Annotated in this window: 13 protein-coding genes, 4 rRNA genes and 1 pseudogene; 12 read left to right on the top strand and 6 right to left on the bottom strand. The window is 45.5% G+C overall.

The window, feature by feature from the left end:
* Nucleotides 1-7: 7 nt before the first annotated feature.
* From QSH61_RS05775 to QSH61_RS05760, 4 genes are all read left to right on the top strand, one after another.
* A complete protein-coding gene (locus QSH61_RS05775; RefSeq protein ID WP_206471242.1) occupies nt 8-715 on the top strand; it encodes an ABC transporter ATP-binding protein in 708 nt (235 codons plus the stop codon).
* Nucleotides 712-3,099 (top strand): FtsX-like permease family protein, encoded by a 2,388-nt coding sequence (locus QSH61_RS05770; protein ID WP_206471241.1) that lies wholly within the window; start codon nt 712-714, stop codon nt 3,097-3,099. The genes QSH61_RS05775 and QSH61_RS05770 overlap by 4 nt, the downstream gene beginning before the upstream one ends.
* 68 nt (nt 3,100-3,167) lie before the next feature.
* Nucleotides 3,168-4,538 carry a sigma-54-dependent transcriptional regulator gene (locus QSH61_RS05765; RefSeq protein WP_206471240.1) on the top strand — a complete coding sequence of 457 codons (1,371 nt, stop codon included), beginning with the start codon at nt 3,168-3,170 and terminating at the stop codon, nt 4,536-4,538.
* 8 nt (nt 4,539-4,546) lie between these two features.
* On the top strand, nt 4,547-5,842 hold the full coding sequence (locus QSH61_RS05760) for a sensor histidine kinase (protein WP_248298626.1): 1,296 nt from the start codon (nt 4,547-4,549) through the stop codon (nt 5,840-5,842).
* A gap of 156 nt (nt 5,843-5,998) precedes the next feature.
* On the opposite strand, the gene QSH61_RS05755 is transcribed toward QSH61_RS05760, so the two are convergent.
* On the bottom strand, nt 5,999-7,078 hold the full coding sequence (locus QSH61_RS05755) for an NAD(P)/FAD-dependent oxidoreductase (RefSeq protein ID WP_174168461.1): 1,080 nt from the start codon (nt 7,076-7,078) through the stop codon (nt 5,999-6,001).
* Nucleotides 7,079-7,089: 11 nt separating this feature from the next.
* A complete protein-coding gene (locus QSH61_RS05750; RefSeq protein WP_206471238.1) occupies nt 7,090-9,030 on the bottom strand; it encodes a LodA/GoxA family CTQ-dependent oxidase in 1,941 nt (646 codons plus the stop codon).
* 462 nt (nt 9,031-9,492) lie between these two features.
* Between QSH61_RS05750 and ettA the strand changes: the two genes are divergently transcribed.
* From ettA to QSH61_RS05710, 8 genes and pseudogenes are all read left to right on the top strand, one after another.
* Entirely contained in the window at nt 9,493-11,157 is a 1,665-nt protein-coding gene (gene ettA / locus QSH61_RS05745; protein ID WP_010604458.1) for an energy-dependent translational throttle protein EttA, read from the top strand.
* 226 nt (nt 11,158-11,383) lie between these two features.
* Nucleotides 11,384-11,749, top strand: a complete 366-nt coding sequence (locus QSH61_RS05740) for a PilZ domain-containing protein (RefSeq protein WP_010378318.1) — start codon at nt 11,384-11,386, stop codon at nt 11,747-11,749.
* A gap of 185 nt (nt 11,750-11,934) precedes the next feature.
* Nucleotides 11,935-12,965, top strand: a pseudogene (locus QSH61_RS05735) (glutathionylspermidine synthase family protein).
* A gap of 364 nt (nt 12,966-13,329) precedes the next feature.
* On the top strand, nt 13,330-15,297 hold the full coding sequence (locus QSH61_RS05730) for a flavin monoamine oxidase family protein (protein ID WP_206471237.1): 1,968 nt from the start codon (nt 13,330-13,332) through the stop codon (nt 15,295-15,297).
* 244 nt (nt 15,298-15,541) lie between these two features.
* Nucleotides 15,542-16,240: a spondin domain-containing protein gene (locus QSH61_RS05725; protein ID WP_206471236.1), complete on the top strand. Its 699-nt coding sequence runs from the start codon at nt 15,542-15,544 to the stop codon at nt 16,238-16,240.
* A gap of 9 nt (nt 16,241-16,249) precedes the next feature.
* Entirely contained in the window at nt 16,250-16,957 is a 708-nt protein-coding gene (locus QSH61_RS05720; RefSeq protein ID WP_206471235.1) for a spondin domain-containing protein, read from the top strand.
* A 52-nt stretch (nt 16,958-17,009) separates the two neighbouring features.
* Complete coding sequence (locus QSH61_RS05715; protein WP_206471234.1) at nt 17,010-17,741, top strand: response regulator transcription factor; 732 nt, start codon at nt 17,010-17,012, stop codon at nt 17,739-17,741.
* Nucleotides 17,738-19,195 (top strand): sensor histidine kinase, encoded by a 1,458-nt coding sequence (locus QSH61_RS05710; protein WP_174168456.1) that lies wholly within the window; start codon nt 17,738-17,740, stop codon nt 19,193-19,195. Before QSH61_RS05715 ends, QSH61_RS05710 begins: the two co-directional genes overlap by 4 nt.
* A 332-nt stretch (nt 19,196-19,527) precedes the next feature.
* Here the strand turns inward: QSH61_RS05710 and rrf (QSH61_RS05705) are convergent.
* The 4 genes from rrf (QSH61_RS05705) to QSH61_RS05690 form a co-directional block, all read right to left on the bottom strand.
* Nucleotides 19,528-19,641: ribosomal RNA gene (gene rrf / locus QSH61_RS05705) — 5S ribosomal RNA — on the bottom strand.
* 41 nt (nt 19,642-19,682) lie between these two features.
* Nucleotides 19,683-19,796, bottom strand: a 5S ribosomal RNA gene (gene rrf, locus QSH61_RS05700).
* Between the two features lie 239 nt (nt 19,797-20,035).
* Nucleotides 20,036-23,014 (bottom strand): 23S ribosomal RNA (locus QSH61_RS05695).
* Nucleotides 23,015-23,440: 426 nt separating this feature from the next.
* Nucleotides 23,441-24,973 (bottom strand): 16S ribosomal RNA (locus QSH61_RS05690).
* The 16S, 23S and 5S rRNA genes sit together here, the layout of an rRNA operon.
* Nucleotides 24,974-25,210: the final 237 nt, after the last annotated feature.

Raw genomic sequence — 25,210 nt, 5'->3', positions numbered from 1 at the left:
AAGAACAATGAATAATAAACACGTTATTGAACTTAGAAACATCACTAAAAAGTTTGTCCTCGGCGGAATGGAAACACTGGCACTGCGTGGCGTAAACCTCAATGTAACTCAGGGCGAATATCTGTCAATTTCAGGCCCATCGGGCTGCGGTAAATCAACACTTCTAAATATTCTTGGTTTATTAGACAGCCCAAGCACCGGCACCTACACAATTGCGGGTAACGATGTCAGTAACCTTGACGTCAACCAAAGAGCCACACTAAGAAATAAACATATTGGCTTTGTGTTTCAGTCATTTAATCTCATTGATGAATTGAACGTCTTTGACAATATCGCCTTACCTATCAAGTACAGTAGCACTGCACTCTCAAATACTGCGTTAAAAAAACGGGTAATGACTTGCTTGGAGTTAGTACAAATGACCCACAGAGCAGAACATAAGCCCAATCAACTGTCAGGCGGACAGCAGCAACGTATCGCCATCGCCCGTGCACTCGCCAATCAGCCAGATATTCTGCTTATTGACGAACCTACAGGAAACTTGGACTCAAAAAATGGCGATGCCGTAATGAACATGCTGAGCGACCTAAACGCCCAAGGCACAACCATGTGTATGGTTACCCACGACCCTAGGTATGCAGACATGGCAAAACGTAAACTGTTCTTGTTAGATGGGGTGATGGTGGATGAAATGAATTTGGAGATGGTGGGATGATAAAAGAGGAATTTAAGCTCGCACTGTCAAATCTGAGGAAGCTTCCGGGATTTAGTCTTACCGTACTTGTCACCCTAGCATTAACCTTAGCAGCGCTAACGGTAGTGATTAATATCAACCATAGATTGATCACGCAACCGCTCCCCTACCCTGATGCAGATAAGCTGTGGGTGACCGATCAAAGCGAAACCATTAATGGAGAAACCCAATATGGATTCCAACTGCTCTCCACCCAGTTTCAGCTATATCAAGATAAGCAATTTATCGACAAAATGACGATGATGCACTTGGTATCATCTCGTTTTATGGACATTAAGGATATGCCCACGGTAGACATAATTCGAGTGACTCCCGAATTCTTTGAGTTGTTAGGCACGCCACTGCATCTTGGTCGCGCGCTAAAGCAAGACGAAGGCGTCAGCGATGAACAAAAAGTTTTAGTCCTGAGTTATCATTCTTGGATAACGCACTTTAATGCCGATCCAGATATCGTTGGTAGCTACACCTCCATAGATCGTGAACGCTATCAAATTATCGGAGTAACGGGAGAAGCGTTTGAAGTGCCTGAGATCTTTGGTGGCTTTCCCGTTAGCGGCTTTAGTAGCTTTCCGGAGCCTGTCACCACCACCTCGCACTGGAATAACATCAGTAGCCAGTTTAACGGTATCGCTCGACTGAAAGCGGGTGTAAACATTGAGCAGATGAATCATGCGCTGGGCGAACAGATTAACACGCTTTACCAATCCCGTGAAAACGTAGCGCCTAACACGCGAATTGGCGCTCAGTTTACACCACTGCGCGACAAAATAGTTGCACGAAGTGATGAGCTCGCCATTACCTTGTTGTTCTCAGCTGCGGTTTTGGTGCTCATTGCCCTGACCAATGTTGTTAATTTATTTCTCTCAAGGGCTGCGCAAAAACAGCGCACCATGGCAATTCAAGCGGCACTGGGGGCAAAGCCTACTCACATTTTTGTCAGTATGTTTTGCGAAAGCGTCCTGTTAGTGGGGGCAGCTACTATACTCGGATTATTGCTTGCCGAGTGGTTGAATGTTTGGTTAGCAAACGACTTGAGCTATTTATTTAGTCGCATGCAGGGCTTAACTCTAGATTGGCCGACCATAGTGGTTGCTTGTGCACTGAGTCTGATAATGGCGCTACTCATCGCCTGGTTTACCAGCAAACAAGTAAACTATCATGCCCTAACAGATGCGCTACACAGCAGCGGTAAAGGCACTGGCGCGCAAATTTCCAAGCGTACTCGTCAAGTGTTGGTGGCATTACAAGTATGCTTTGCCAGTATTTTACTCTTTCTTGCAGCCAACAAATTAGTTCCCGCATACGCGCAAATGACCCATCCCACTGGGTTTGATACTGAGCATTTGTACTATGTCCGTATCGACGGCAGTGCCACAGGAATCGATAACTTTGAGCTTGGCAAGCAAATCAAACAGCTTTTAGCCAATCAAGCGAGCATCACATCGATATCGGCAAGTTATGCTTCGCCTTTGCAAATGGGATGGCAAAATTATTTGTATGACCAAAATATTGCGCTGATCGGTATCGTCAGTTTGTCCTTTTACGACGAAGACGGTTTCACTGCGCTTTCACTACCACTTGAGCAAGGAAGCCGGTTTACACCGATCATGGCCTCAGGCTCAGACAACAATGAAATAATTCTCTCGGCCTCACTCGCTAAGCGTTTGTACAAAGATGAAAATCCAATCGGTCAAACCCTCTATGCTGACAGAGAGGTGCCAAGAAAAGTGGTTGGGGTTGTGAGTGATATTTACGTACCTACGGGCAACCGAGGCTATACCTTAGAGCGCTATTACTTGCCTGTCACTGAAGGCAGCACATCTTTTATTATCAAGGGGAATTCTGCACTGTCAAAAGTCCAATTAACTCATGCTCTCAAGGTCATTCATCCGAGTCTAAACTTTGCTTTTTTTGAGCCTGTAGATGGCATGCTAACCCAGAGGTTAAGACAAACTTGGCTGCAAGCAATGTTGACTGTCGCTCTATTAGCCCTTACCTTAAGCCTAGCTGGCGCCGGGATCTACGGCGTGCTCAACTACAGCGTACAAATGCGTCGCTATGAGCTTGGCATTCACTTGTCGTTGGGCGCACATACACACAAACTGATAGCACAAGTGCTCAAGCAGAGTCTAACACCGGTAATGATTGGCCTTGGAGTGAGTGCATTAACCGTTGCAATCGGATATGGGATACTGACAAAGATAAGTACAACAGCTATTTCCGTGAGCTGGTTCGCTGTTATCGTGACAATCCCTATCATGCTGCTGATTGCGCTCATCGCAAGCTATTTACCTGTGCAAAGGGTGATAAGCCAAGATCCCATTAAAGCGCTAAGAGACGAATAAGTTAATAATAACAACAGGAATGCGTAGGCAAAGCGTGGCGTGTAAACGCTCTTTGCCTACAACACACTATGCAAGGTTCAATTTTAATCGTTGATGACAAGGCCGATATCCGCCTTAGCTTACAGTTTTTACTAAAAAACCACGGTTTTACCATTTTCCAAAGTAGTAGTCTTTATTGTGCCGCTAAGCAGCTCAATGCGCACGACATTGATATTGTACTGCTAGACATGAACTATGAGCTCGATACGACATCCGGCGATGAAGGTCTCGCTTTTTTGAGTCAGTATGCAAGCCAAAGTAGCGCAACCTTTATTGCGATGACCGCTTGGTCTAGCGTCGAACTCGCCGTCGAAGCCATGCAGCGCGGCGCCAAAGACTTTTTTGCCAAGCCTTGGGACAACCACGCTGTAGTAATGATGGTGAAAAAGCATTTAGGGCTAAAGCAAATCACTGCAAAACAACAATCGGCTTCCCTCCAACAAACTACAGCTAAAATAGTGCCAAATGCAGAACCAGCTGATGCATTACTCTGGTTAAGCCCTACGATGCAAGCGCTAAAAAGCCAACTTGATCGCATTGCCAAAACCAAAGCGAATATATTGCTTAGAGGAGAAAATGGTACGGGAAAATCACAGATTGCCAGCTACATCCACCAGCAAAGTAACACCACAGGCAACTTTGTGAGCACCAATATGGCGGCCATTCCAGAGTCACTGTTTGAAAGTGAAATGTTTGGCCATGTGAAAGGTGCGTTTACTGACGCTAAACAGGATAGACAAGGTCGTTTCTCAATGGCTGAGCAAGGGACTTTGTTTTTGGATGAGGTAGGCACACTCACAGAGCCTCAACAAGCGAAGCTACTACGAGTATTAGAAACAGGGGAATATGAAGCTGTTGGCTCGAGCAAAACGCAGCATGCAAGCTGTAGAATTATTAGCGCAACTAATGCAGATTTAGAGTCGCAACAACAAGCAAGTCAATTTCGTAGTGACCTGTATTTCAGACTAAATACAATGGAGTTTGAGATCCCACCACTGCGCTTGCGTCGCACAGAGATAATTCCGCTGGCCGACTTTTTTATTCAAAAGCACGCAATGACCTACGAACTAGACGTAAAACCTTTGTCTCATGCAGCACAAACAAGACTACAAAGTTACGCATTCCCGGGTAATATCCGTGAACTTAGCCATATGATGGAGCGTGCGATTTTGCTGTGTGATGGCACTGAAATTGAAGAAAGCGCGCTTTCTTTAAAATCTGTGGTAACCACAGAGCAGAGTGAGCCCGAAATGATGACGCTAGATCAAGCCGAGCAAAAGTTGATTAAAATGGCGCTGTGCCAATGCCATGATAATGTGGAAGATGCAGCTGTTTTACTTGGGATCAGTAAAAGTGCCCTATATCGTCGCCTTGATAAGTTTGATATCAAAACACGATGAGCTTGCCTATGAAAAAGCCTAACTTTGAACAGACTATCGAGATTTTTTGTCTGGTTATTTGGTTGCTGTTCACCGTGCTCAGCGCTTTTTTTATGGTCATCCTTGAGGTCTCAACACTCAGTGTTATCACCTACTTTATCCTTGTCCTTTGTCCGCTCGCACTGCTGCTGTATCATTTTAAACAGCGCCTGATACAACCTTTTTATCACCTCTCAACCACCATAGAGGCGATTAAAAACGAAGAGTATGGGCAGCGCTTTTACACCTCTGACAGCTCGGGAATTCTTCACAGTTTGCAGCAGGAAACACAGCAATTGTGTGAACAGCTGCAATCATTCAAATCAGAGCGAGACCACCAAGCCATATTACTATTTAGGCTCATTGAACAACTGCCCAGCCCCATCGTAATTTTCGATAACGACACTGCACTGGTGCATGCCAATGAAGCCTTCTCAAATTGGATTGGCAAACCATGGCAAAGCCAGCGTTTATTAAAAGCGCATAAGTTTAGCCTTGAGTATCATAGTGGACATTGGCACTTTAACCACCCCACCTTAGGTGATGAGTGGCAACTTCGCTATAGCGAGCTTACCATTGCAGGCATGCAGGCGCACTTAGTGATCTTAACCGATGTGCAAGCGGTTGTCAGTCAAGCTCAGCGCGACGCTTGGCAAAAAATGATCAGAGTGCTCAGCCACGAAATTCATAATTCTCTCTCGCCGATTAAGTCACTTGCTCAAACCTTGATAGAAATTCCCACCACGCAAGAAAATCAAGCCGATTTTGAACAAGCGCTTGGCGTGATTGTGCAGCGCAGCGATGGCCTGATGTCATTTGTTAATCGCTATGCAAGCGTTGCAAAACAGCATCAACTTCATATAGAAGCGATATCAATAAGTGACTTACTAACGCCGCTCGTAGGGCTTTTTGACAATCGCGTGAGATTAACCATTGAACAGAACTTTACGCTGCAAATTGATCAAAGCTTACTTGAGCAGGCACTTGTAAACCTGATTAAAAATGCCTTGGAAGCTGGAGGTGAGCGCAATACTGTTTACGTCAAAGCGTACCACAATCATAAATTCGCAGGTATTGAAGTACTCGATGAAGGTCATGGCATAAAGAACGCTGACAACCTATTTGTACCTTTTTACACCACTAAAGCAGCGGGTAAAGGGATTGGTCTCATCTTAGCTAAAAATATCGTTGAACAGCATAACGGAAAACTGAGCTTAACCAATCGTAAAGATGCGCAAGGCGCAATTGCTCATATTCAGCTTCCACTGGTGGCAGTGAATAAGTGAGTGTTCACCGCCACTTCTAGGCAACATTTATTCAGACATTTTAAGCATCGCAATCAACTGACGGCCAGCAGCAATGGTATTGGTTTCACCACTATAGATGTTGCCGCATTCTTTCGATTCAAACTTTGCTTTAGTCCAAACAAGTAATAATAAGTGTTAACCGATTAACTTTGAGCCCTCGTAAAAGTGCTGCCGATGCTCAAGGTAGCGCATCCACACTCTATCCATTTGCGACTGATATAATTTTGCGCCATGTTTGTAATCCGTACCGTGCAACAGCAGCATATCCGCAAGTTGCATGCTGCTGGTCATGGCATGCAACATACCTTGCGAAGAGAGCGGATCAAAGCTCATGCTCGCATCACCCACCGCATACCAGCCTTTTGCTGCGCAACTATCCAAACGGGCCGAATTTGCACTTACCATTGGGTGCAGGTGTGCTGTTTCTATATTCACCAAGTCCACTAAGGTGTTAAATCCCCTCACCTGCTTTACTTTGGCTAAAAAATCTTGAGCGTTGGTAATGTTGCACTTTTTGATCGCATCAGCGCAAGCCTGCCAAGAAAACACCCGAGGCTGCATATTAGGATCGAGTGAAGAGCATGCCGCGCTCGGCGCACTATACCACCAGCCATTTTCTTCATCGCTTATCACCGCAAACTGTTTCGTCGTGGCAACCTCTGCGGTAAGCCACAGTGCCATTTGCTTATCAAACTGTTGTAGTTTTGCACCGAGTCGCCTCGCCAGATGACAGGCGCGACCGGTGGCATCAATAAGCAGTGTTGTCGTGATAGACATGTCAGTGTCGCAACCTTCAACCCTAACTTGCCACCCTGATTGTGTTTGCACCACATCAGTGAGCTTTGTAGGAGATAATAAAGGGATACCACGAAGCACTAATTGATCACGAAGCTGCTGTTCAAAATGCTGCCTATGAATGTGCCACCCCAAACCATCGGGGTTTTTAACGTTATCCACTATGGTAGGCGATTCACTACCCCAAAACGAAATCATACCGTGACAAGTGAGATGTTCCGGGCTTTGTAGTAAGTGCAACAAGTTAAGCTTTTTGAGAATTCTAGACGCCGCAGGCGGTAAACACTCGCCCACTTTGTCTTTAGCTGCGGCGAGCTTATCGACTACTATCACCTGATAGTGAGGATGCAAGGCAAGTGCAGCAATGCATCCTGCAATGCCTGCACCTACAATTACAATATCCGATTTCCTTTCAGCCATATTAGCCCTTATTATTTGCGATTCCGGCGGTGTGCTTTGTCGGTTTGTGACAAATCAGGACGACAATCTCGCATGCTTTCATTACGACTTGCTGTCAGCAGTTTTTCTGCTTTGTGATCAGCTTTGACTGGTGTTAACCCTACTTGCATGGTGGTTGGAAAACCTGTTACGCCTTTTTCTGTCTTCGGTAATACCACCGCCAATTGACCAAACCCAGTGATCATACTGTTGATCTGCTCAATATAGTTGTTTGAAGGGCCTATCGGCAAATCGTTTAGCCACAGCTCCCGGTCATTAAATGCTGCTTGTCGCTCTGCAAATGGCCTAGTTTCATCAACTACCCTGTGATAATTTTGCTCGCTAAGCATATTATTTGGCACTCGTGCAGGCCAAAAGGTCGGTAAATAAGGGTCGTAAGCTTCATTGTAGCCATCGCGACAACTCGCGGTATCTGTTTGCCAAGGAATGGCCATCCAACGCGTAATGCCACCAGCAACCTGCCCCGTTTTTAATGGGCCGCTCGAATGCAGCGCGATTTCTGATGTCATTTCCACGCCATAATTGGTGCCGTGGGTCGGTGCAGTATCTTCTGAATGCTTAAGACGGAAAGCCTCGCTATACATGCCCGCTGTACGCATTGGCCAAGTCATTTCACATCCAGGATGGAAAGCATCCGCTAAACAGAACTCCATCGCCGCTTTAGTTAACATCTCTGGTTGCTCAGCAACCGGAATTTCATCAATGCTGGTTGGGGGGCGATAACAAGGGTCGTAATCAGAATCAAATTCGCCATTCGACCACTGCTGTAACATATTCAACTGAATTTCTGTCAGGGTGACAAACTGCCTTGGCGAGTCATCGGCATCTACACTCATCGCATCGCCGTACAACCAAGGCCACAGCTGCGGTGCGGTAGCAGCAAATTTAGGGTTCCAACTATGTTTTTCATCCGCTGTGGTGACTTTTTCTATCTGTCTAAAGTTATTAAAGAGATTACGTCTTGCTTCTTGCCATGTGCGTGAGTTGTCATTTAAACGGCTGATCCAAGTCTCTGAAGTAAAATCAAAGGGGCTATTCCAGCCAAACCCTGCGGCAAATCCCGCATTAACCCATTGTAAATCGGTTAACCTTTGGAAAATTGGCAGAATGTCTTTACTAAAGGAGGGGTTACCTTCAGGTGCTGGTAGCATCTTGGCATCAACTGCAACCTGGCGCATTAAATCCCACATGGTTCGCGGAGATTTTTGCATTGGCGCGTAATCTGGTGGCGCACAAATAACCCATGCAGGTTTCACATCAAGTGCTTTGCCTTGATATTTCACCTCAGCAGTTACAGGGCCGTCCGAAGTATCGTCGTACCAGCCTTCATTATTACCGAACGTGATCGCCTCGTGGCCTTGAGGATTTTCTGACACCCCGTGTCCACCAAGCATAAGTAAGCGGCCCTTGTCATCGGTACGCATTTCGCCTAAGTACACTTTTTTACCAGCAAAGCATCCTTCAAAGCGACTACAACCACACCCAGAAGCAATACCACTGATCTGCTGCGCCCCACCATCAATGAGCAAGCTGTCACGGTCATTTACATTGAGGTTGCGCAGTAAACTCGGCTCGGCCTCCATCGCCTCTGGAATATCCAACGCTAATTGAAACTCATACCAAGATGCTTTTTGATTAGCCAAGCGAGCATGCCAAATGATAGAAGCGCCATCGTCGCAAGTGAGTTCTTTAACGATGTTGCCCTCAGCGTCCAATCCATAAATACGAAAACGCGCGGCTTGGCGCTTCAACGCTCCCGTGCTATCGCGATAGTAATTCATATCTCTTGGAATGGCGGTATCGACCTCAGGGCCAATAAAAAATTCTTCAGGGCTGTTACCAACCCGCATTACACCTATGGGTGGGTATATGGCAGCTGAAACAATGGGGTTTTGATTGCAGTGATGTGACATGTTGTAATCCTTTTTACAGTGGTTCAATTCATGAAGCATTACTGCAGTGTAGAAGCTATTTCTGACTTAAACCATTACATCGAATTACAACTTAAACACGAAAATATTTTGCTTAATCTAAGATTTGGATAGGGAATGTTCTAACTCATTGTTGTTAAAGTACAACTTAATTTACCTCCTAGTCTAACCAGAGAATTTTAGGGAAAACACCGCTTCCGCATCCTTCTCTCGCTATGGTGCCAGCTTCCTATAAGCAAGGCGAATTTGCTAACCAATATAGCTATTGGTTAGTAATTAAACACCGTTTGCACTGGAACTGACTGCTAGAAAGGTATTAACTATCCACAACTCAAGTTAATTAGCGAAGGAACTTATATTTTTTATATCATGTAGTCCACAACATTGCAGCACAGGAAGGCTTTCTCTAAAATACATCTAACTTAAAAAAGAGATTGGAAACTCATGGCTCAATATATTTATACCATGTCGCGGGTGAGCAAAGTTGTGCCACCTAAGCGCACTATTCTGAAAGATATTTCTTTATGCTTTTTCCCGGGCGCTAAAATTGGTGTTTTAGGCCTTAATGGTGCAGGTAAATCGACCTTACTTCGCATTATGGCGGGTGTGGATAACGAATTCGAGGGCGAGGCACGTCCGCAACCTGGTACTAAGATCGGTTACCTACCGCAGGAACCTGTACTAGACGAAAGCAAAACCGTTCGTGAAACGATTGAAGAAGCAGTTGGCGAAGTTAAGCGCGCCCTGAATCGATTAGACGAAGTGTACGCAGAGTACGCAATGGAAGACGCTGACTTTGATGCGCTAGCTAAAGAGCAAGGCGAATTAGAAGCTATTATCCAAGCACATGACGGTCACAACCTAGATAATGCGCTTGAGCGCGCTGCCGATGCGCTTCGTTTACCAGAATGGGATGCGAAAATTGAGCACCTATCAGGTGGTGAAAGACGCCGTGTTGCTATTTGCCGCCTGTTACTTGAGAAGCCAGATATGCTGCTTCTTGACGAACCGACTAACCACTTAGATGCCGAGTCGGTTGCGTGGTTGGAGCGCTTCCTTCATGACTACGAGGGCACAGTGGTAGCGATCACCCACGACCGCTACTTCCTAGATAATGTAGCAGGCTGGATTTTAGAGCTTGACCGTGGCCATGGTATTCCGTGGGAAGGTAACTATTCTTCATGGCTTGAGCAAAAAGATGCACGTTTGAAGCAAGAAGAAAAATCAGAGAAAGCACGCCAGAAGTCGATTGAAAAAGAACTTGAATGGGTACGCTCAAATCCAAAAGGTCGTCAAGCTAAGTCTAAAGCACGTATGGCGCAGTTTACCGAGCTTCAGCAAAACGACTATCAAAAGCGTAACGAAACCAACGAGCTATTCATTCCACCTGGTCCTCGCTTAGGCGACCAAGTGATTGAAGTGAGCAACTTACGTAAGAGCTTCGGTGACAGATTGTTGATTGACGATTTGAACTTCAACGTACCTAAAGGTGCAATTGTTGGGATCATCGGTGCAAACGGCGCGGGTAAGTCAACGCTGTTTAGAATGCTAAGCGGTCAAGAGCAGCCAGATAGTGGTAACATCACTATTGGTGAAACGGTTGAAATCGCCACTGTTGAACAGTTCCGTGATGACATGGACGGTAATAACACCGTATTCCAAGAGATCTCTAACGGCCAAGACATTCTTAAAATTGGTAACTTTGAAGTACCAAGCCGCGCCTATGTTGGCCGCTTTAACTTTAAGGGCAATGACCAACAAAAGTTTGTAAAAGAGCTGTCTGGTGGTGAGCGCAATCGTCTGCACTTAGCAAAACTACTAAAAGCAGGCGGTAACGTACTGTTGCTGGATGAACCAACCAACGATCTAGACGTTGAAACGTTACGAGCCCTAGAAAATGCGATTTTAGAATTCCCGGGCTGCGTTATGTGTATCTCGCACGACCGTTGGTTCCTAGACCGTATCGCGACCCACATTCTAGACTACCGTGATGAAGGCCAAATCAACTTCTTTGACGGCAACTACACTGAATACGAAGAATGGTTGAAGAAGACCTTTGGTGCTGAGGCGGCAGAGCCTAAACGTATCAAATATAAGAAGATTGGCTAACAATTAAAACATTAGTCTATCAACGATGATAATCTAAGGCTCTTCGTTAGGAGCCTTTTTTATTTTTTAATACTTGCTTAGCTTTATTCATGCCGCACTGTGGAGGCAAGTCGCAAATCAAATTGCAGTAGCAATCCCATCCAAGCGGCGTAATTTATTGTCATTGTTAGTAGCGAGCACAATGATATAAGCTATTCTTTACCTATACGGACTATTAGGATCAGTAATGAAAGAACGTCGACGTTTTTCCAGAGTTATTTTTTCAAACGAGGCACAGTTTATGGCCTCAAGCGGTGATTTTAGCTGCGAAATCTTGGATTTGTCGCTCAATGGCGCATTACTCACCCTGCCCGATGGCTATGTGCCACTTAAAAACGACCCTGCAAGTTTAAACTTTTATCTACCTGGTAGTGATATTCAAATTACAATGGAGGTAGAGGTTCGTCACGTTGAAGAAGGTCATCTAGGTGTACATTGCCGCCAAATCGATCTCGATAGTGTGACGCATTTAAAGCGCCTTATTGAACTTAACCTGGGAGATGATGATATACTTCATCGCGAGCTAGAGCAGCTCACCTACGATGATGATTAATACCAATTCGCTTAATTAAGCTAATTGATATTAGACGGATCGATTTTACACTTATGTTAAGAATTTCTGTTGATGAACACCCACACTGGCGTGAACAAGCAAAAGCCCACGGCTTTGAGTTTCATACTATGTATGGTGAAAAGTATTGAGACGAAAGTGCATATTATCAATTTACGTTAAAGCAAATTGAGCAAGACTTGGAAGATCCAAGTGACGAACTCCACCAAATGCGCTTACACCTTGTCGATTTAGTGTGTAATGACGAGTCTCTTCTGCAACCGTTTGCTAATCCTGAGTCTCAATGGGAATTAGTGACTCGCTCATGGCGTCATCGAGACCAAGCGCTCTATGGTCGCTTTGATTTTAGTTACGATGGAAAGTCACCAGCCAAGCTGCTGGAGGCCAATTTCGACACGCCCACCAGCTTATTCGAAACGGATTACTGGTAGTGGCTTGAAGAATAGGTAAAAGCCGGTAAGTTACCGCGTAATGCGGATCGATTTAATGGCCTTCAAGAAACGCTGATGGGCACTGTTATCAACTGCATACATGCTACCGTGGTGCTCCCCAACACTTTTCTTGCTGCAAAGAAAGCTTTGAGGACTTGGGCACCATTCAATATATGCGCAGTTGCGCGATGGAAGCTGGACTCAAAACGAAACAAGTTTTTATCGAAGATATCGGATTTGATAACCAACACTTTGTCGACCTTGATGATTCAAAAATCCAATGGATGTTTAAGCTATACCCATGGGAATTTATGTTTCAAGATGAATATAGCGAACAATTATCGGAAGCAAAAGTGCAATGGCTAGAGCCTCCAAGGAAAGCGATTTTATCTAATAAAGTAATCTTACCTTTGCTATGGCAAACCTTTCCAAATCACTCAAATCTGTTACCGGCATACTTTGAACAGGACAAGCATAAAATTGCAAGTAGTGAGTCCGACTATGTGAAGAAGCCGTTATTTTCTCGCGAAGGTGCGAATATTGAAATCCGAAAAGATCAACAGCTGCTTGCACAGTCTGCAGGTGGATATGGCGAAGAAGGTTATATTTATCAAGCTTACTCACCTTTACCCAAATTTGCAGACTTCAGTACGCTCATCGGCTCATGGATTGTCGGCGATAAAGCGATTGGAATTGGTGTCCGTGAAGATAAAAGCCTGATCACCCAATATCTTAGCCGTTTCTTACCCCATATCATTGTTGGCTAAACTCATTGAACATTAAATAACTTAGTCGGTATGGAACAAATGTGTTCCATCTCTCAAATTAGTGTTCAGCCGAGAATAAAAGCTTATTAAATTCATGCCATTCGTGCTTTTTAGACAAACACTTGGCAAAACCCGCCGCAAAAATTAACACAAACTTAACCAGTGTACTAAAGTAGTAACTGGGTTTTGCATCAAGTTGAGAAAACAATACCTGGCTTGTTGCAACAAATTTTTGGGAAGTGCACTCAACAGGTTGGAGTGCATAGATACGTTATAGATCACTTAGCGAGCTAGGAAGTAATACCAATTGGTATAAAAGCAGTCAGCCTCAAAAGTGTGAGACATCGTCGACTAAGGAACTCACATGACTCACTACAAAATAGGTACAGACATTAGTCAAAAACCCATTCCAGAAGCGGTCAAAGTCGCAGTGATAGGGGCTGGCATGTCTGGTTTGTATAGCGCTTGGCGATTACAGTGCGAAACAGACGTTGATGACTTCGCCATTTTTGAGCGCAGCAACCGCACAGGTGGAAGATTGGACTCAGATCTTATCCATTTCAGAGATAACCGCGCAGGAGCAAAGCCTGACAGCACCATTACAGTCAAAGAAGAACAAGGTGGTATGCGGTTTCTATTTGAGGGTATGGATGACCTAATGGCCCTCTTTCTAAAGTTAGGCCTAGAAGATCAGATAGTCCCGTTCCCCATGAATAGCGGCGGTAATAACCGGCTCTACTTTCGCGGTACCAGCTTTTCGGTAAACGATGCCGAACAAGACGACTATCATATTTGGTCGGCACTTTATAACCTCGACCCAAACGAACAAGGTGTTAATCCCAAAGACATTATTAATGTTGTTTTTAATCGTATCTTGCAAGTGAATCCACAGTTTGATTCAAGGCCAGAGGTTCGCGGTCCAGAGTTTTGGCAGGATTTCCGTCTGCAATGTCAATGGCAAGGTGAGCCACTATGTAATTGGTCTTTGTGGGATTTACTCACTGATATGGGTTATAGCCAAGAATGTATCACCATGCTGTATCGTGTTTTGGGCTTTAATGGCACCTTCTTATCGAAAATGAATGCGGGGGTTGCCTATCAGCTTTTGGAAGACTTTCCTGCAGATGTCGAATTTAGAACCTTTAAAGACGGCTTTAGCACCCTGCCAAACGCGCTGGTGGATAAAATAGGTAAAGAGAAGATTTACCTGCAAACGAGCATCGATAGCATCGCCTTTGATAAAGCAGACAATCTTTATGTACTTAAGTACACCAAAACCGAGCAAGACGGACAGATAAGCGAAGGAAAATTTAAAGCTGAAAAGCTTATTTTAGGGCTGCCAAGGCTCGCGCTTGAAAAGTTGTTCATAGCGTCAGATGTATTCAAACAGCTACCAAAGCAGCGGCGCGATGCGTTATGGGATACATTGCAAAGCACAAGCAACCAACCGCTCCTGAAGATTAATTTATATTACGACACTGCATGGTGGGGAACCGGCATGACAGGCCGCCCAGCTGTCAGCTTTGGACCTAACTTTGCCGATTTACCAACGGGTTCTGTTTATCCCTTTTATGCTTTAGATGATGAACTCGCAGCCGCGCTTATGTATAACGAGCGTCATGCCGAGCCTAACTCTGAAACCCAACACAAACTCGAAGGGATAGAAGCCGCTAAATACAGTCGCCCAGCCGCATTGACTATTTACTGTGATTATCTAAATATTAATTTTTGGAGTGCACTGCAAAATAAAGGTGAGCTTTATCATCACCCTCGTGAGTCGGAACTCGTTGAATCTATTCCCAGTGATATTTTTCCAGCCTCTGAAGCGGTTGTACGACAAGCGACACAATTCTTTAAAGACATTTTTAATACACATTATGTTCCACAGCCCACCCTCACTAGCGCTCGAATTTGGGAAGGGAATGTGAATTTCAATGTCCCTGAAAATCTTCAATTTGGTTTTGGTGTACATCAATGGGCGATTGGAGCGAATGATAAAGACGTCATCGAAGATTTAGTAGAGCCGTTGCCAAATCTGTTTGCCTGCGGTGAAGCTTACTCTGATTATCAGGGCTGGGTAGAAGGCGCATTACGTTCGACAGATTTAGTGCTACAAAAAGGGTTTGGCTTAGCGCCACTAAGCGAAGTCTTTGAAACAGACCAAGGCTGTAGCTCGTCAGAAGCAATACAAATCGCCTATCGAAAAATTGCTAATGAAATGATTATGGAATATATCGATCCTAATTTTTCGCCAAATACTAAAGACAAAGTAACGCTTGCTGATGCCAATAGTGTGCTTGGCGTCAACCTCAGTTATTTCGATAAGCCCTAACCCGCCTCTCTAGTAACGAGGAGTTTTTTACTCCTCATTATCCCTACCTTGCAGAACTAATTGATAGTTTTCGATCAACTAAAACCGTTCCGGCGTATTTCAAGTTAGTCCAAGCTCCGCTGATCTGAGCCCTGTGATAAGTATTCTACGCTTTTGTGATAAAAACGTGATAACTCCGTGAGCCTATCTCAATATCTTGCAGCCATGATAAGGAGACTGTTAATCCTAATAAGAAGAGTACATCATGAAAGCAAAAATCCTGACAACATTAGTCGCAACGTGTTTATCAAGCGCTGCGTTGGCACAAGACCTTGAAGTAAAAATCACTAACCTCACTCACGGTATTTACTATACGCCTTTACTGGTGGCTGCTCATAATCAAGATACCGCTCTTTTCAAACTCGGTGAGCAAGCTTCTGAAGCATTGCAAGCCATGGCCGAAGGCGGTGACATTTCAGCTTTAGGACAAATCCTCGAAAGCTCAAACGCCAATATGGTCGCCAACCCAGCTGAGGGGCTACTTGCACCCGCAGGCTCTACAATGGCGATGATATCTACCAGTGAGGGAAATACGCATCTTTCAATTGTGGCAATGCTACTTCCTACCAATGATGGATTTGTAGGATTAAATGCGTGGCCTATTCCAAGCGCTGCCGGCACCTATGAAGTTTACCTTAATGCCTATGATGCGGGTACTGAAGCGAATAATGAATTGGTTGTCGAAGGCTCTGGTGCACCCGGTATTTTAGGGATCCCGGCATCGCCAGGTGCAGCTCCTGGAACTCAAGGTGCTGGCGTCACAGCAAGTGAAGAAAACACCATGGTCCATATTCACAGAGGCAACGTAGGTGACAACGAGCAAGTCGGCGGTAATAGCGATCTGCATAACACCGTGCACCGTTGGTTAAATCCCGTAGCTAAAGTAACAGTAACCGTAAAATAAGGGGGAGCTATGAAAGCGAAATTAGCATTAATTGCCATGTCTGCGCTCCTGCTCAGTGCATGTGGAGACAATGACAATAATATGGTGATGCCAGAGCCTCCGGTTGAGCCAGAGCCAGTTGAGTATGAGTTTGCCATCACTATCACGAACCTTACACATGCACAGCCTATGTCACCAATTGCAGCGCTGCTTCATCAGTCTGGTCATTACTTTACTGTCGGCATGCCAGCGAGTGAAGCATTAGAGCAACTTGCAGAGGGCGGAAATAACAGCGACATCATAGCCGAAGAGATGACACAAGCATCCGTCTCAACGGATGGACCTTTAGGCCCCGGTGCGACAACCAACCTTTCCATCAAAACTACAGACCTTTCTGAGCTTAAGTTATCGCTATTAACCATGATGGTGAATACCAATGATGGATTCTCCGGTCTAAATGCTATAGACGTCTCTGCGCTGCTAGTAGGCGAGATGCAAATGTATCGAACACTTGCCTACGATGCTGGCACTGAGCTGAATAGCGAAGCCGCGGGAACCATACCAGGCCCAGCAGATAGCGGTGAGGGCTTTAACGCAGAGCGCAACGATAATCACAACATGGTGACGATGCACAGTGGTGTAGTTGGTAGTGATGATGGACTCCAAAGTTCAACGCTCACTAGTGTCCATAAATTTGATAACCCACTGCTTGCAGTCACTATCGAGAGAGTTAAATAGCCTATGCGCAAACGTCTGCCATAGGCGTTTGCGCTTTCATAAAGGGCTATTTATGTTAGAAAACGTGTTGCTAGTTGAAGATGACTTAGACATAGCGAGATTACTCCAAGTGCATTTAGAGGAGTTAGCTTTAGAGGTCACGCATGTTGCCGACGGCAGTCAAGTATTGTCGGCTGCTAAAGCGAACGATTTTGCCGTGATTTTACTGGATTTAATGCTACCTAATATGGATGGACTAACCCTTTGTCGAGAGCTTAAGGCGCTTTACCCTATGAGTAGTGTCATCATCGTCACGTCAAAAAGTAGCGATATCGATAGGATCATTGGACTAGAAGTTGGTGCGGACGACTATATATGCAAGCCTTTTAATACGAGAGAGTTGCAAGCAAGAGTGAAAGCGCAGCTACGCCATGTAAGACAACTTAAGCAACCAATACAGACTGAAAATGCGGACTTCCCAAACGATAAAATTGCAGTTGGGAGCCTAGTTATCGATGCCTGTTGTCATGAAATTTCGTTGGCTAATGTTAGATTAGACCTTACCGCAACCGAATTTGAGCTGCTGCAGTTTTTTGCTAAACACCCAAATCACGTGTTTTCTCGAACCCAGCTATTAGAATCAGTATGGGGCTACCAACACTCAGGATACGAGCATACCGTTAACTCCCATATTAATCGTCTGAGGGCAAAGCTTGAAGCTATTTCAAATAATACGGTGATAGAAACAGTATGGGGTGTTGGTTACAAATTAAATTCAGCCTCTCTTTACGGGCAAAGCGTATGAAGCTCTCACTCTACAAAAAACTCGCACTGATCTTATTTGTCACTTTCGTTGTCATTGCAGCGATTTTTGTGTGGTGGACTCAAGCGCTATCTCAAGTCTCTAAGTCTCAAGCAGAACAACAATTACACCTCGCACTTGCGACCCATCTTGTTGACGATAATCCCCTAATAAAAGAGGGAGTGTACGACTATGACGGTTTGAGTAATCTATTTCACACCTTGATGCTCTTAGGCCCCTCATTCGAGTTTTACTTCGTCTCCCCTGAAGGTAAGTTATTAACTTACTCTGCCGCCCCTGGAGAGGTTAAACGTCAGAAAATTGATGTTACCCCTTTAAAAAAACTCCTAAAGAGCGATAGCCAACTACCTGTATTTGGAGATGATCCGAGGAGCGTTAACGGCAGTAAAATTTTCTCTGTAGCCCCTGTATTTAATCAAGATATTTTGCAGGGTTATCTATATATCATCATCGGCTCATCAAAATACGATAGCATTATTGAGCAACTAAAAAATTCAGACAAGGTGATGCTTGGTGTAAGTTGGTTATTAGGCACTTTGTTCTTTTTGCTGGTTGTTGTCCTGCTACTACTTAATAAAATCACTAAGCCTGTGTCCAGACTGACTCAATATATAGATCATGTCAGCCAAAACCAGTTTAATATTAGTCGTGATGCTCAAATAAATTGGCCCGAAGAACATGATGAGATCCATCAGCTGGGTCGCAGCGTCAATGCTATGCTGGATAAAATTCAGCAGCAATTAACCACACTTAACCTCAAAGATGAACAACGTAAAGAACTACTTTCACAGCTAAGCCACGATCTCCGCACACCACTTGCCTCGCTTAAAGGTTACATCGAACTGATAGAAAAACAAACGAGTGACACAAATATCGTTTCACACATCAAAATTGCCAGCAAAAATATAAATCAGCTCAATCATCTTATCGCGCAAATTTTTGAACTCGCCCATCTAGAAGCAGGACATACCAAACTTCATATTGAGCCCTTTAATCTACTTGAACTTATGTATGACGTTGCGGCTAAATTTACATTGCAAGCTAAACGGCGCGGAATAACCATCTCAATAAGCCCGAGAGCAAGCGAAGTTAGTGTATACAGTGATATCGGGAAATTAGACAGGATTTTATCAAACCTCATCGATAACGCTATCAGACATACTGATGCTGGTGGCGAAATACAGCTCACATTACAGCAGCAACAAGATATTGCTTTAGTGAGTGTTAATGATACTGGCATTGGGATAAGCGCCGCTGATCTTCCCTATATATTCGACGCTAGCTTTCAGGCCAAAAATAGCCTAAGTAACCGCAAACACAATGCAGGGCTAGGCCTTGCGATCACAAACGAGCTCGTTAAATTATTAAAAGGAAATATTAGCGTATCAAGCAAGCTAAACCGAGGTTGTAAATTTACAATTACACTGCCACTTTGATTTGCTAATTCTCCTTCTTTAGGTACCTACAGGAAAGTAGCATATTCTAGACGTATAGATATACAAATCGGTGGATAAACCACCTCCTACCATATTGCACTTTGCTTATGCTGTAGTGAGAGCGAGTTTATCTCGAGAAGGTGATCACTTTGTAGATTGGGAAAGCCTTCAGCGTTTTCGACTTGGATGTGTATGCATACAAATCGGCGGGTAAACCGCCTACCACGTCGCACTGTGCTTATGCAGAGGTTGGAGCGAGTTTATCTCGCGATGTATTGAACTAAAAATGCAAAAAACCCATTACATTAATGTAATGGGTTTCTTTAATTGGGCCCTGACGATGTTCTACTTTCACATGGGTAATCCACACTATCATCGACGCTGTTTTGTTTCACTTCTGAGTTCGGCATGGGGTCAGGTGGTTCCAAAACGCTATGGTCATCAGGAAAATACTGTTTTTTAGTTCTTATTTTTATATTAAATTTGGCCCTGGCGATGTTCTACTTTCACATGGGTAATCCACACTATCATCGACGCTGTTTTGTTTCACTTCTGAGTTCGGCATGGGGTCAGGTGGGTCCAAAACGCTATAGTCACCAGGAAAACTGGGTGCAAATGTCTAATGACATCGTGCCTCGCACGAGCATTCCATTTGCGCAAGGTGAACCGATTTCGCGATACCGCTTAGGTTGGTCACCTTGTTTAATTCTTAAATCCGGAAAAGCTATTAAATTCTTTTGTCTACTTTAGTCTATTAACTTCTGTTAGCTAAGGCCTCCATGGATGGAGGTCATGCTAGGAATTGTCTGGAACAATTCTAGTAAACCACTTTGGCGTTGTATGGTTAAGCCTCACGGGTAATTAGTACGAGTTAGCTTAATGCCTCACAGCACTTCCACATCTCGCCTATCAACGTTGTAGTCTTCAACGGCCCTTCAGTTGACTCTAAGTCAAAGTGAGAACTCATCTCGAGGCCTGCTTCCCGCTTAGATGCTTTCAGCGGTTATCAGTTCCGAACGTAGCTACCGGGCAATGCAATTGGCATCACAACCCGAACACCAGCGGTTCGTCCACTCCGGTCCTCTCGTACTAGGAGCAGCCCCTCTCAATTCTCAAACGCCCACGGCAGATAGGGACCGAACTGTCTCACGACGTTCTAAACCCAGCTCGCGTACCACTTTAAATGGCGAACAGCCATACCCTTGGGACCGACTTCAGCCCCAGGATGTGATGAGCCGACATCGAGGTGCCAAACACCGCCGTCGATATGAACTCTTGGGCGGTATCAGCCTGTTATCCCCGGAGTACCTTTTATCCGTTGAGCGATGGCCCTTCCATTCAGAACCACCGGATCACTATGACCTACTTTCGTACCTGCTCGACGTGTCTGTCTCGCAGTTAAGCTTGCTTCTACCATTACACTAACCGTACGATGTCCGACCGTACTTAGCAAACCTTCGTGCTCCTCCGTTACTCTTTGGGAGGAGACCGCCCCAGTCAAACTACCCACCAGACACTGTCCTCAACCCCGATTCAGGGGCCTAAGTTAGAACATCAACACTACAAGGGTGGTATTTCAAGGTCGGCTCCACAGAAACTAGCGTCTCTGCTTCAAAGCCTCCCACCTATCCTACACATGTAGGGTCAATGTTCAGTGCCAAGCTGTAGTAAAGGTTCACGGGGTCTTTCCGTCTAGCCGCGGGTACACAGCATCTTCACTGCGATTTCAATTTCACTGAGTCTCGGGTGGAGACAGCGTGGCCATGGTTACACCATTCGTGCAGGTCGGAACTTACCCGACAAGGAATTTCGCTACCTTAGGACCGTTATAGTTACGGCCGCCGTTTACCGGGGCTTCGATCAAGAGCTTCGCCTAAGCTAACCCCATCAATTAACCTTCCGGCACCGGGCAGGTGTCACACCGTATACGTCATCTTACGATTTTGCACAGTGCTGTGTTTTTAATAAACAGTCCCAGCCACCTGGTCACTGCGGCTCTCGTTTGCTTACAGAGCAAGTCCTTCACAAACAAGAGCGTACCTTCTCCCGAAGTTACGGTACAATTTTGCCTAGTTCCTTCACCCGAGTTCTCTCAAGCGCCTTAGTATTCTCTACCTGACCACCTGTGTCGGTTTAGGGTACGATTCAGTATGAACTGAAGCTTAGAGGCTTTTCCTGGAAGTAGGGCATCAACAACTTCACCACCTTGGTGGCTCGTCTCGACTCTCAGCCTTGGCAACCCGGATTTTCCTAAGTCACCAGCCTACAGCCTTTCACATGGACAACCAACGCCATGCTTGCCTAGCCTGCTCCGTCCCCCCATCGCATTCATACCGAGTACGGGAATATTAACCCGTTTCCCATCGACTACGCTCTTCAGCCTCGCCTTAGGGGTCGACTCACCCTACCCTGATTAACATGGGATAGGAACCCTTGGTCTTCCGGCGGAGGAGTTTTTCACTCCTCTTGTCGTTACTCATGTCAGCATTCGCACTTCTGATATGTCCAGCATGCCTCCCGGCACACCTTCAGCCACTTACAGAACGCTCCCCTACCCCGCGAATATACCCCGAAACTATCTCTTGCCAACTCAACGTGTTGGTCGCTTGACCGTTGGGCACTTCGTGCGTCAACGTTAATCTTAAAATAGTTTGGGTGGTATATTCGCAGCCGTAGCTTCGGTGGTATGTTTAGCCCCGTTACATCTTCCGCGCAGGCCGACTCGACTAGTGAGCTATTACGCTTTCTTTAAAGGGTGGCTGCTTCTAAGCCAACCTCCTAGCTGTTTTAGCCTTCCCACATCGTTTCCCACTTAACATACACTTTGGGACCTTAGCTGACGGTCTGGGTTGTTTCCCTCTCCACGACGGACGTTAGCACCCGCCGTGTGTCTCCCGGATATTACTTTACGGTATTCGGAGTTTGCAAAGGGTTGGTAAGTCGGGATGACCCCCTAGCCTTAACAGTGCTCTACCCCCGTAAGTATTCGTCCGAGGCTCTACCTAAATAGATTTCGGGGAGAACCAGCTATCTCCCGGTTTGATTAGCCTTTCACTCCTAGCCACAGGTCATCCCCTAACTTTTCAACGTTAGTGGGTTCGGTCCTCCAGTTGATGTTACTCAACCTTCAACCTGCCCATGGCTAGATCACCGGGTTTCGGGTCTATACCCTGCAACTTAAGCGCCCAGTTAAGACTCGCTTTCGCTACGGCTCCCCTAAATGGTTAACCTCGCTACAGAATATAAGTCGCTGACCCATTATACAAAAGGTACGCAGTCACCCAACAAGTAGGCTCCTACTGCTTGTACGTACACGGTTTCAGGTTCTATTTCACTCCCCTCACAGGGGTTCTTTTCGCCTTTCCCTCACGGTACTGGTTCACTATCGGTCAGTTGGGAGTATTTAGCCTTGGAGGATGGTCCCCCCATATTCAGTCAAAGTTTCACGTGCTCCGACCTACTCGATTTCACTTTAGATAAGTTTTTGTGTACGGGACTATCACCCTGTTTCGTCATGCTTTCCAGCATCTTCCACTAACTACACTAAAGCTTAAGGGCTGCTCCGATTTCGCTCGCCGCTACTTTCGGAATCTCGGTTGATTTCTTTTCCTACGGGTACTTAGATGTTTCAGTTCTCCGCGTTCGCCTCGTTAACCTATGTATTCAGTTAACGATACCTGCAAGCAGGTGGGTTTCCCCATTCGGAAATCCTAGTCTCAAGCGCCTCTTACTGGCTTGACTAGGCTTATCGCAAGTTAGTACGTCCTTCATCGCCTCCAACTGCCAAGGCATCCACCGTGTACGCTTAGTCACTTAACCATACAACCCAAAGTGCTCTTACTCGGTCTTTCAAGTTTATACTGCTTTATCAGATAAATTTACTTGGTCACATAACACGTTATGCTCCCGTCGATAAATTTCTCTGTGGCATTGTCTAAACTCGAAATCCACATCGTAATAGAAAAAGGTCAGCTACTGCTTTATTTTTCTATAACACATTGCGTTGTCAATCAAAGACTGATTTAACTTCGCCAGAAGTTAATATTGAATACTAAAGTAGACGCTAATTAATCATCAAATGATTAATCGGCATTTTCTTTCGAAAACTCGATAAATAACTTTCGTTATCTATCAGAATTTAATTTTTCAGCTTTTCCAAATTTTTAAAGAGCAATATCACTTAGCCATCAGGCCAAGCAACAATCATCTGTGTGGACACTTCGAACAAATAAGTTCTAAATCGTATAAGGAGGTGATCCAGCCCCAGGTTCCCCTAGGGCTACCTTGTTACGACTTCACCCCAGTCATGAATCACTCCGTGGTGAACGTCCCCCCGAAGGTTAGACTATCCACTTCTGGAGCAACCCACTCCCATGGTGTGACGGGCGGTGTGTACAAGGCCCGGGAACGTATTCACCGCAACATTCTGATTTGCGATTACTAGCGATTCCGACTTCATGGAGTCGAGTTGCAGACTCCAATCCGGACTACGACAGGCTTTAAGGGATTCGCTCACTATCGCTAGCTCGCTGCTCTCTGTACCTGCCATTGTAGCACGTGTGTAGCCCTACACGTAAGGGCCATGATGACTTGACGTCGTCCCCACCTTCCTCCGGTTTATCACCGGCAGTCTCCTTAGAGTTCCCGACCGAATCGCTGGCAACTAAGGATAGGGGTTGCGCTCGTTGCGGGACTTAACCCAACATCTCACAACACGAGCTGACGACAGCCATGCAGCACCTGTATCAGAGTTCCCGAAGGCACCAAACCATCTCTGGTAAGTTCTCTGTATGTCAAGTGTAGGTAAGGTTCTTCGCGTTGCATCGAATTAAACCACATGCTCCACCGCTTGTGCGGGCCCCCGTCAATTCATTTGAGTTTTAACCTTGCGGCCGTACTCCCCAGGCGGTCTACTTAATGCGTTAGCTTTGGAAAAGTTGTCCGAAGACCCCAGCTCCTAGTAGACATCGTTTACGGCGTGGACTACCAGGGTATCTAATCCTGTTTGCTCCCCACGCTTTCGTACATGAGCGTCAGTGTTGACCCAGGTGGCTGCCTTCGCCATCGGTATTCCTTCAGATCTCTACGCATTTCACCGCTACACCTGAAATTCTACCACCCTCTATCACACTCTAGTTTGCCAGTTCGAAATGCAGTTCCCAGGTTAAGCCCGGGGCTTTCACATCTCGCTTAACAAACCGCCTGCGTACGCTTTACGCCCAGTAATTCCGATTAACGCTCGCACCCTCCGTATTACCGCGGCTGCTGGCACGGAGTTAGCCGGTGCTTCTTCTGTCAGTAACGTCACAGCTAGCAGGTATTAACTACTAACCTTTCCTCCTGACTGAAAGTGCTTTACAACCCGAAGGCCTTCTTCACACACGCGGCATGGCTGCATCAGGCTTGCGCCCATTGTGCAATATTCCCCACTGCTGCCTCCCGTAGGAGTCTGGACCGTGTCTCAGTTCCAGTGTGGCTGATCATCCTCTCAAACCAGCTAGGGATCGTCGCCTTGGTGAGCCTTTACCTCACCAACTAGCTAATCCCACTTGGGCCAATCTAAAGGCGAGAGCCGAAGCCCCCTTTGGTCCGTAGACATCATGCGGTATTAGCCATCGTTTCCAATGGTTGTCCCCCACCTTAAGGCATGTTCCCAAGCATTACTCACCCGTCCGCCGCTCGTCATCTTCTAGCAAGCTAGAAATGTTACCGCTCGACTTGCATGTGTTAGGCCTGCCGCCAGCGTTCAATCTGAGCCATGATCAAACTCTTCAATTAAAAGTTTTTTGAAGCCTAAGCTTCGTGCTCATTGAATTCTGATTGTTTTTTTCTACTTTTTAAAAAAGTAAAATCAAAACGAATTGACTATATAGTCACTCAGTTACAATTGAGACTCTAAATTTGTTTGCGTCATCTAGCGAACTAGAATCTGCTGTTAGAACTCAATCTGTACGAGTGCCCACACAGATGATTGCTTCATATTTTTAAAGAACGTTTCGAAACATTTCGTTGTTT

This window comes from Pseudoalteromonas sp. JC3, assembly GCF_030291895.1.
GTDB lineage: Bacteria > Pseudomonadota > Gammaproteobacteria > Enterobacterales > Alteromonadaceae > Pseudoalteromonas.
Note: the sequence above shows the minus strand (reverse complement) of the source record. Positions and strands in the feature narration are given on the sequence as shown.

Bases quoted from the DNA above. Each gene is read 5' to 3' on its own strand.
- ettA (WP_010604458.1), top strand. From the start codon at position 9,493: ATGGCTCAATATATTTATACCATGTCGCGGGTGAGCAAAGTTGTGCCA.
- QSH61_RS05760 (WP_248298626.1), top strand. From the start codon at position 4,547: ATGAAAAAGCCTAACTTTGAACAGACTATCGAGATTTTTTGTCTGGTT.
- QSH61_RS05710 (WP_174168456.1), top strand. From the start codon at position 17,738: ATGAAGCTCTCACTCTACAAAAAACTCGCACTGATCTTATTTGTCACT.
- QSH61_RS05720 (WP_206471235.1), top strand. From the start codon at position 16,250: ATGAAAGCGAAATTAGCATTAATTGCCATGTCTGCGCTCCTGCTCAGT.
- QSH61_RS05715 (WP_206471234.1), top strand. From the start codon at position 17,010: ATGTTAGAAAACGTGTTGCTAGTTGAAGATGACTTAGACATAGCGAGA.
- QSH61_RS05725 (WP_206471236.1), top strand. From the start codon at position 15,542: ATGAAAGCAAAAATCCTGACAACATTAGTCGCAACGTGTTTATCAAGC.
- QSH61_RS05750 (WP_206471238.1), bottom strand. From the start codon at position 9,030: ATGTCACATCACTGCAATCAAAACCCCATTGTTTCAGCTGCCATATAC.
- QSH61_RS05730 (WP_206471237.1), top strand. From the start codon at position 13,330: ATGACTCACTACAAAATAGGTACAGACATTAGTCAAAAACCCATTCCA.
- QSH61_RS05740 (WP_010378318.1), top strand. From the start codon at position 11,384: ATGAAAGAACGTCGACGTTTTTCCAGAGTTATTTTTTCAAACGAGGCA.
- QSH61_RS05755 (WP_174168461.1), bottom strand. From the start codon at position 7,078: ATGGCTGAAAGGAAATCGGATATTGTAATTGTAGGTGCAGGCATTGCA.
- QSH61_RS05765 (WP_206471240.1), top strand. From the start codon at position 3,168: ATGCAAGGTTCAATTTTAATCGTTGATGACAAGGCCGATATCCGCCTT.
- QSH61_RS05770 (WP_206471241.1), top strand. From the start codon at position 712: ATGATAAAAGAGGAATTTAAGCTCGCACTGTCAAATCTGAGGAAGCTT.
- QSH61_RS05775 (WP_206471242.1), top strand. From the start codon at position 8: ATGAATAATAAACACGTTATTGAACTTAGAAACATCACTAAAAAGTTT.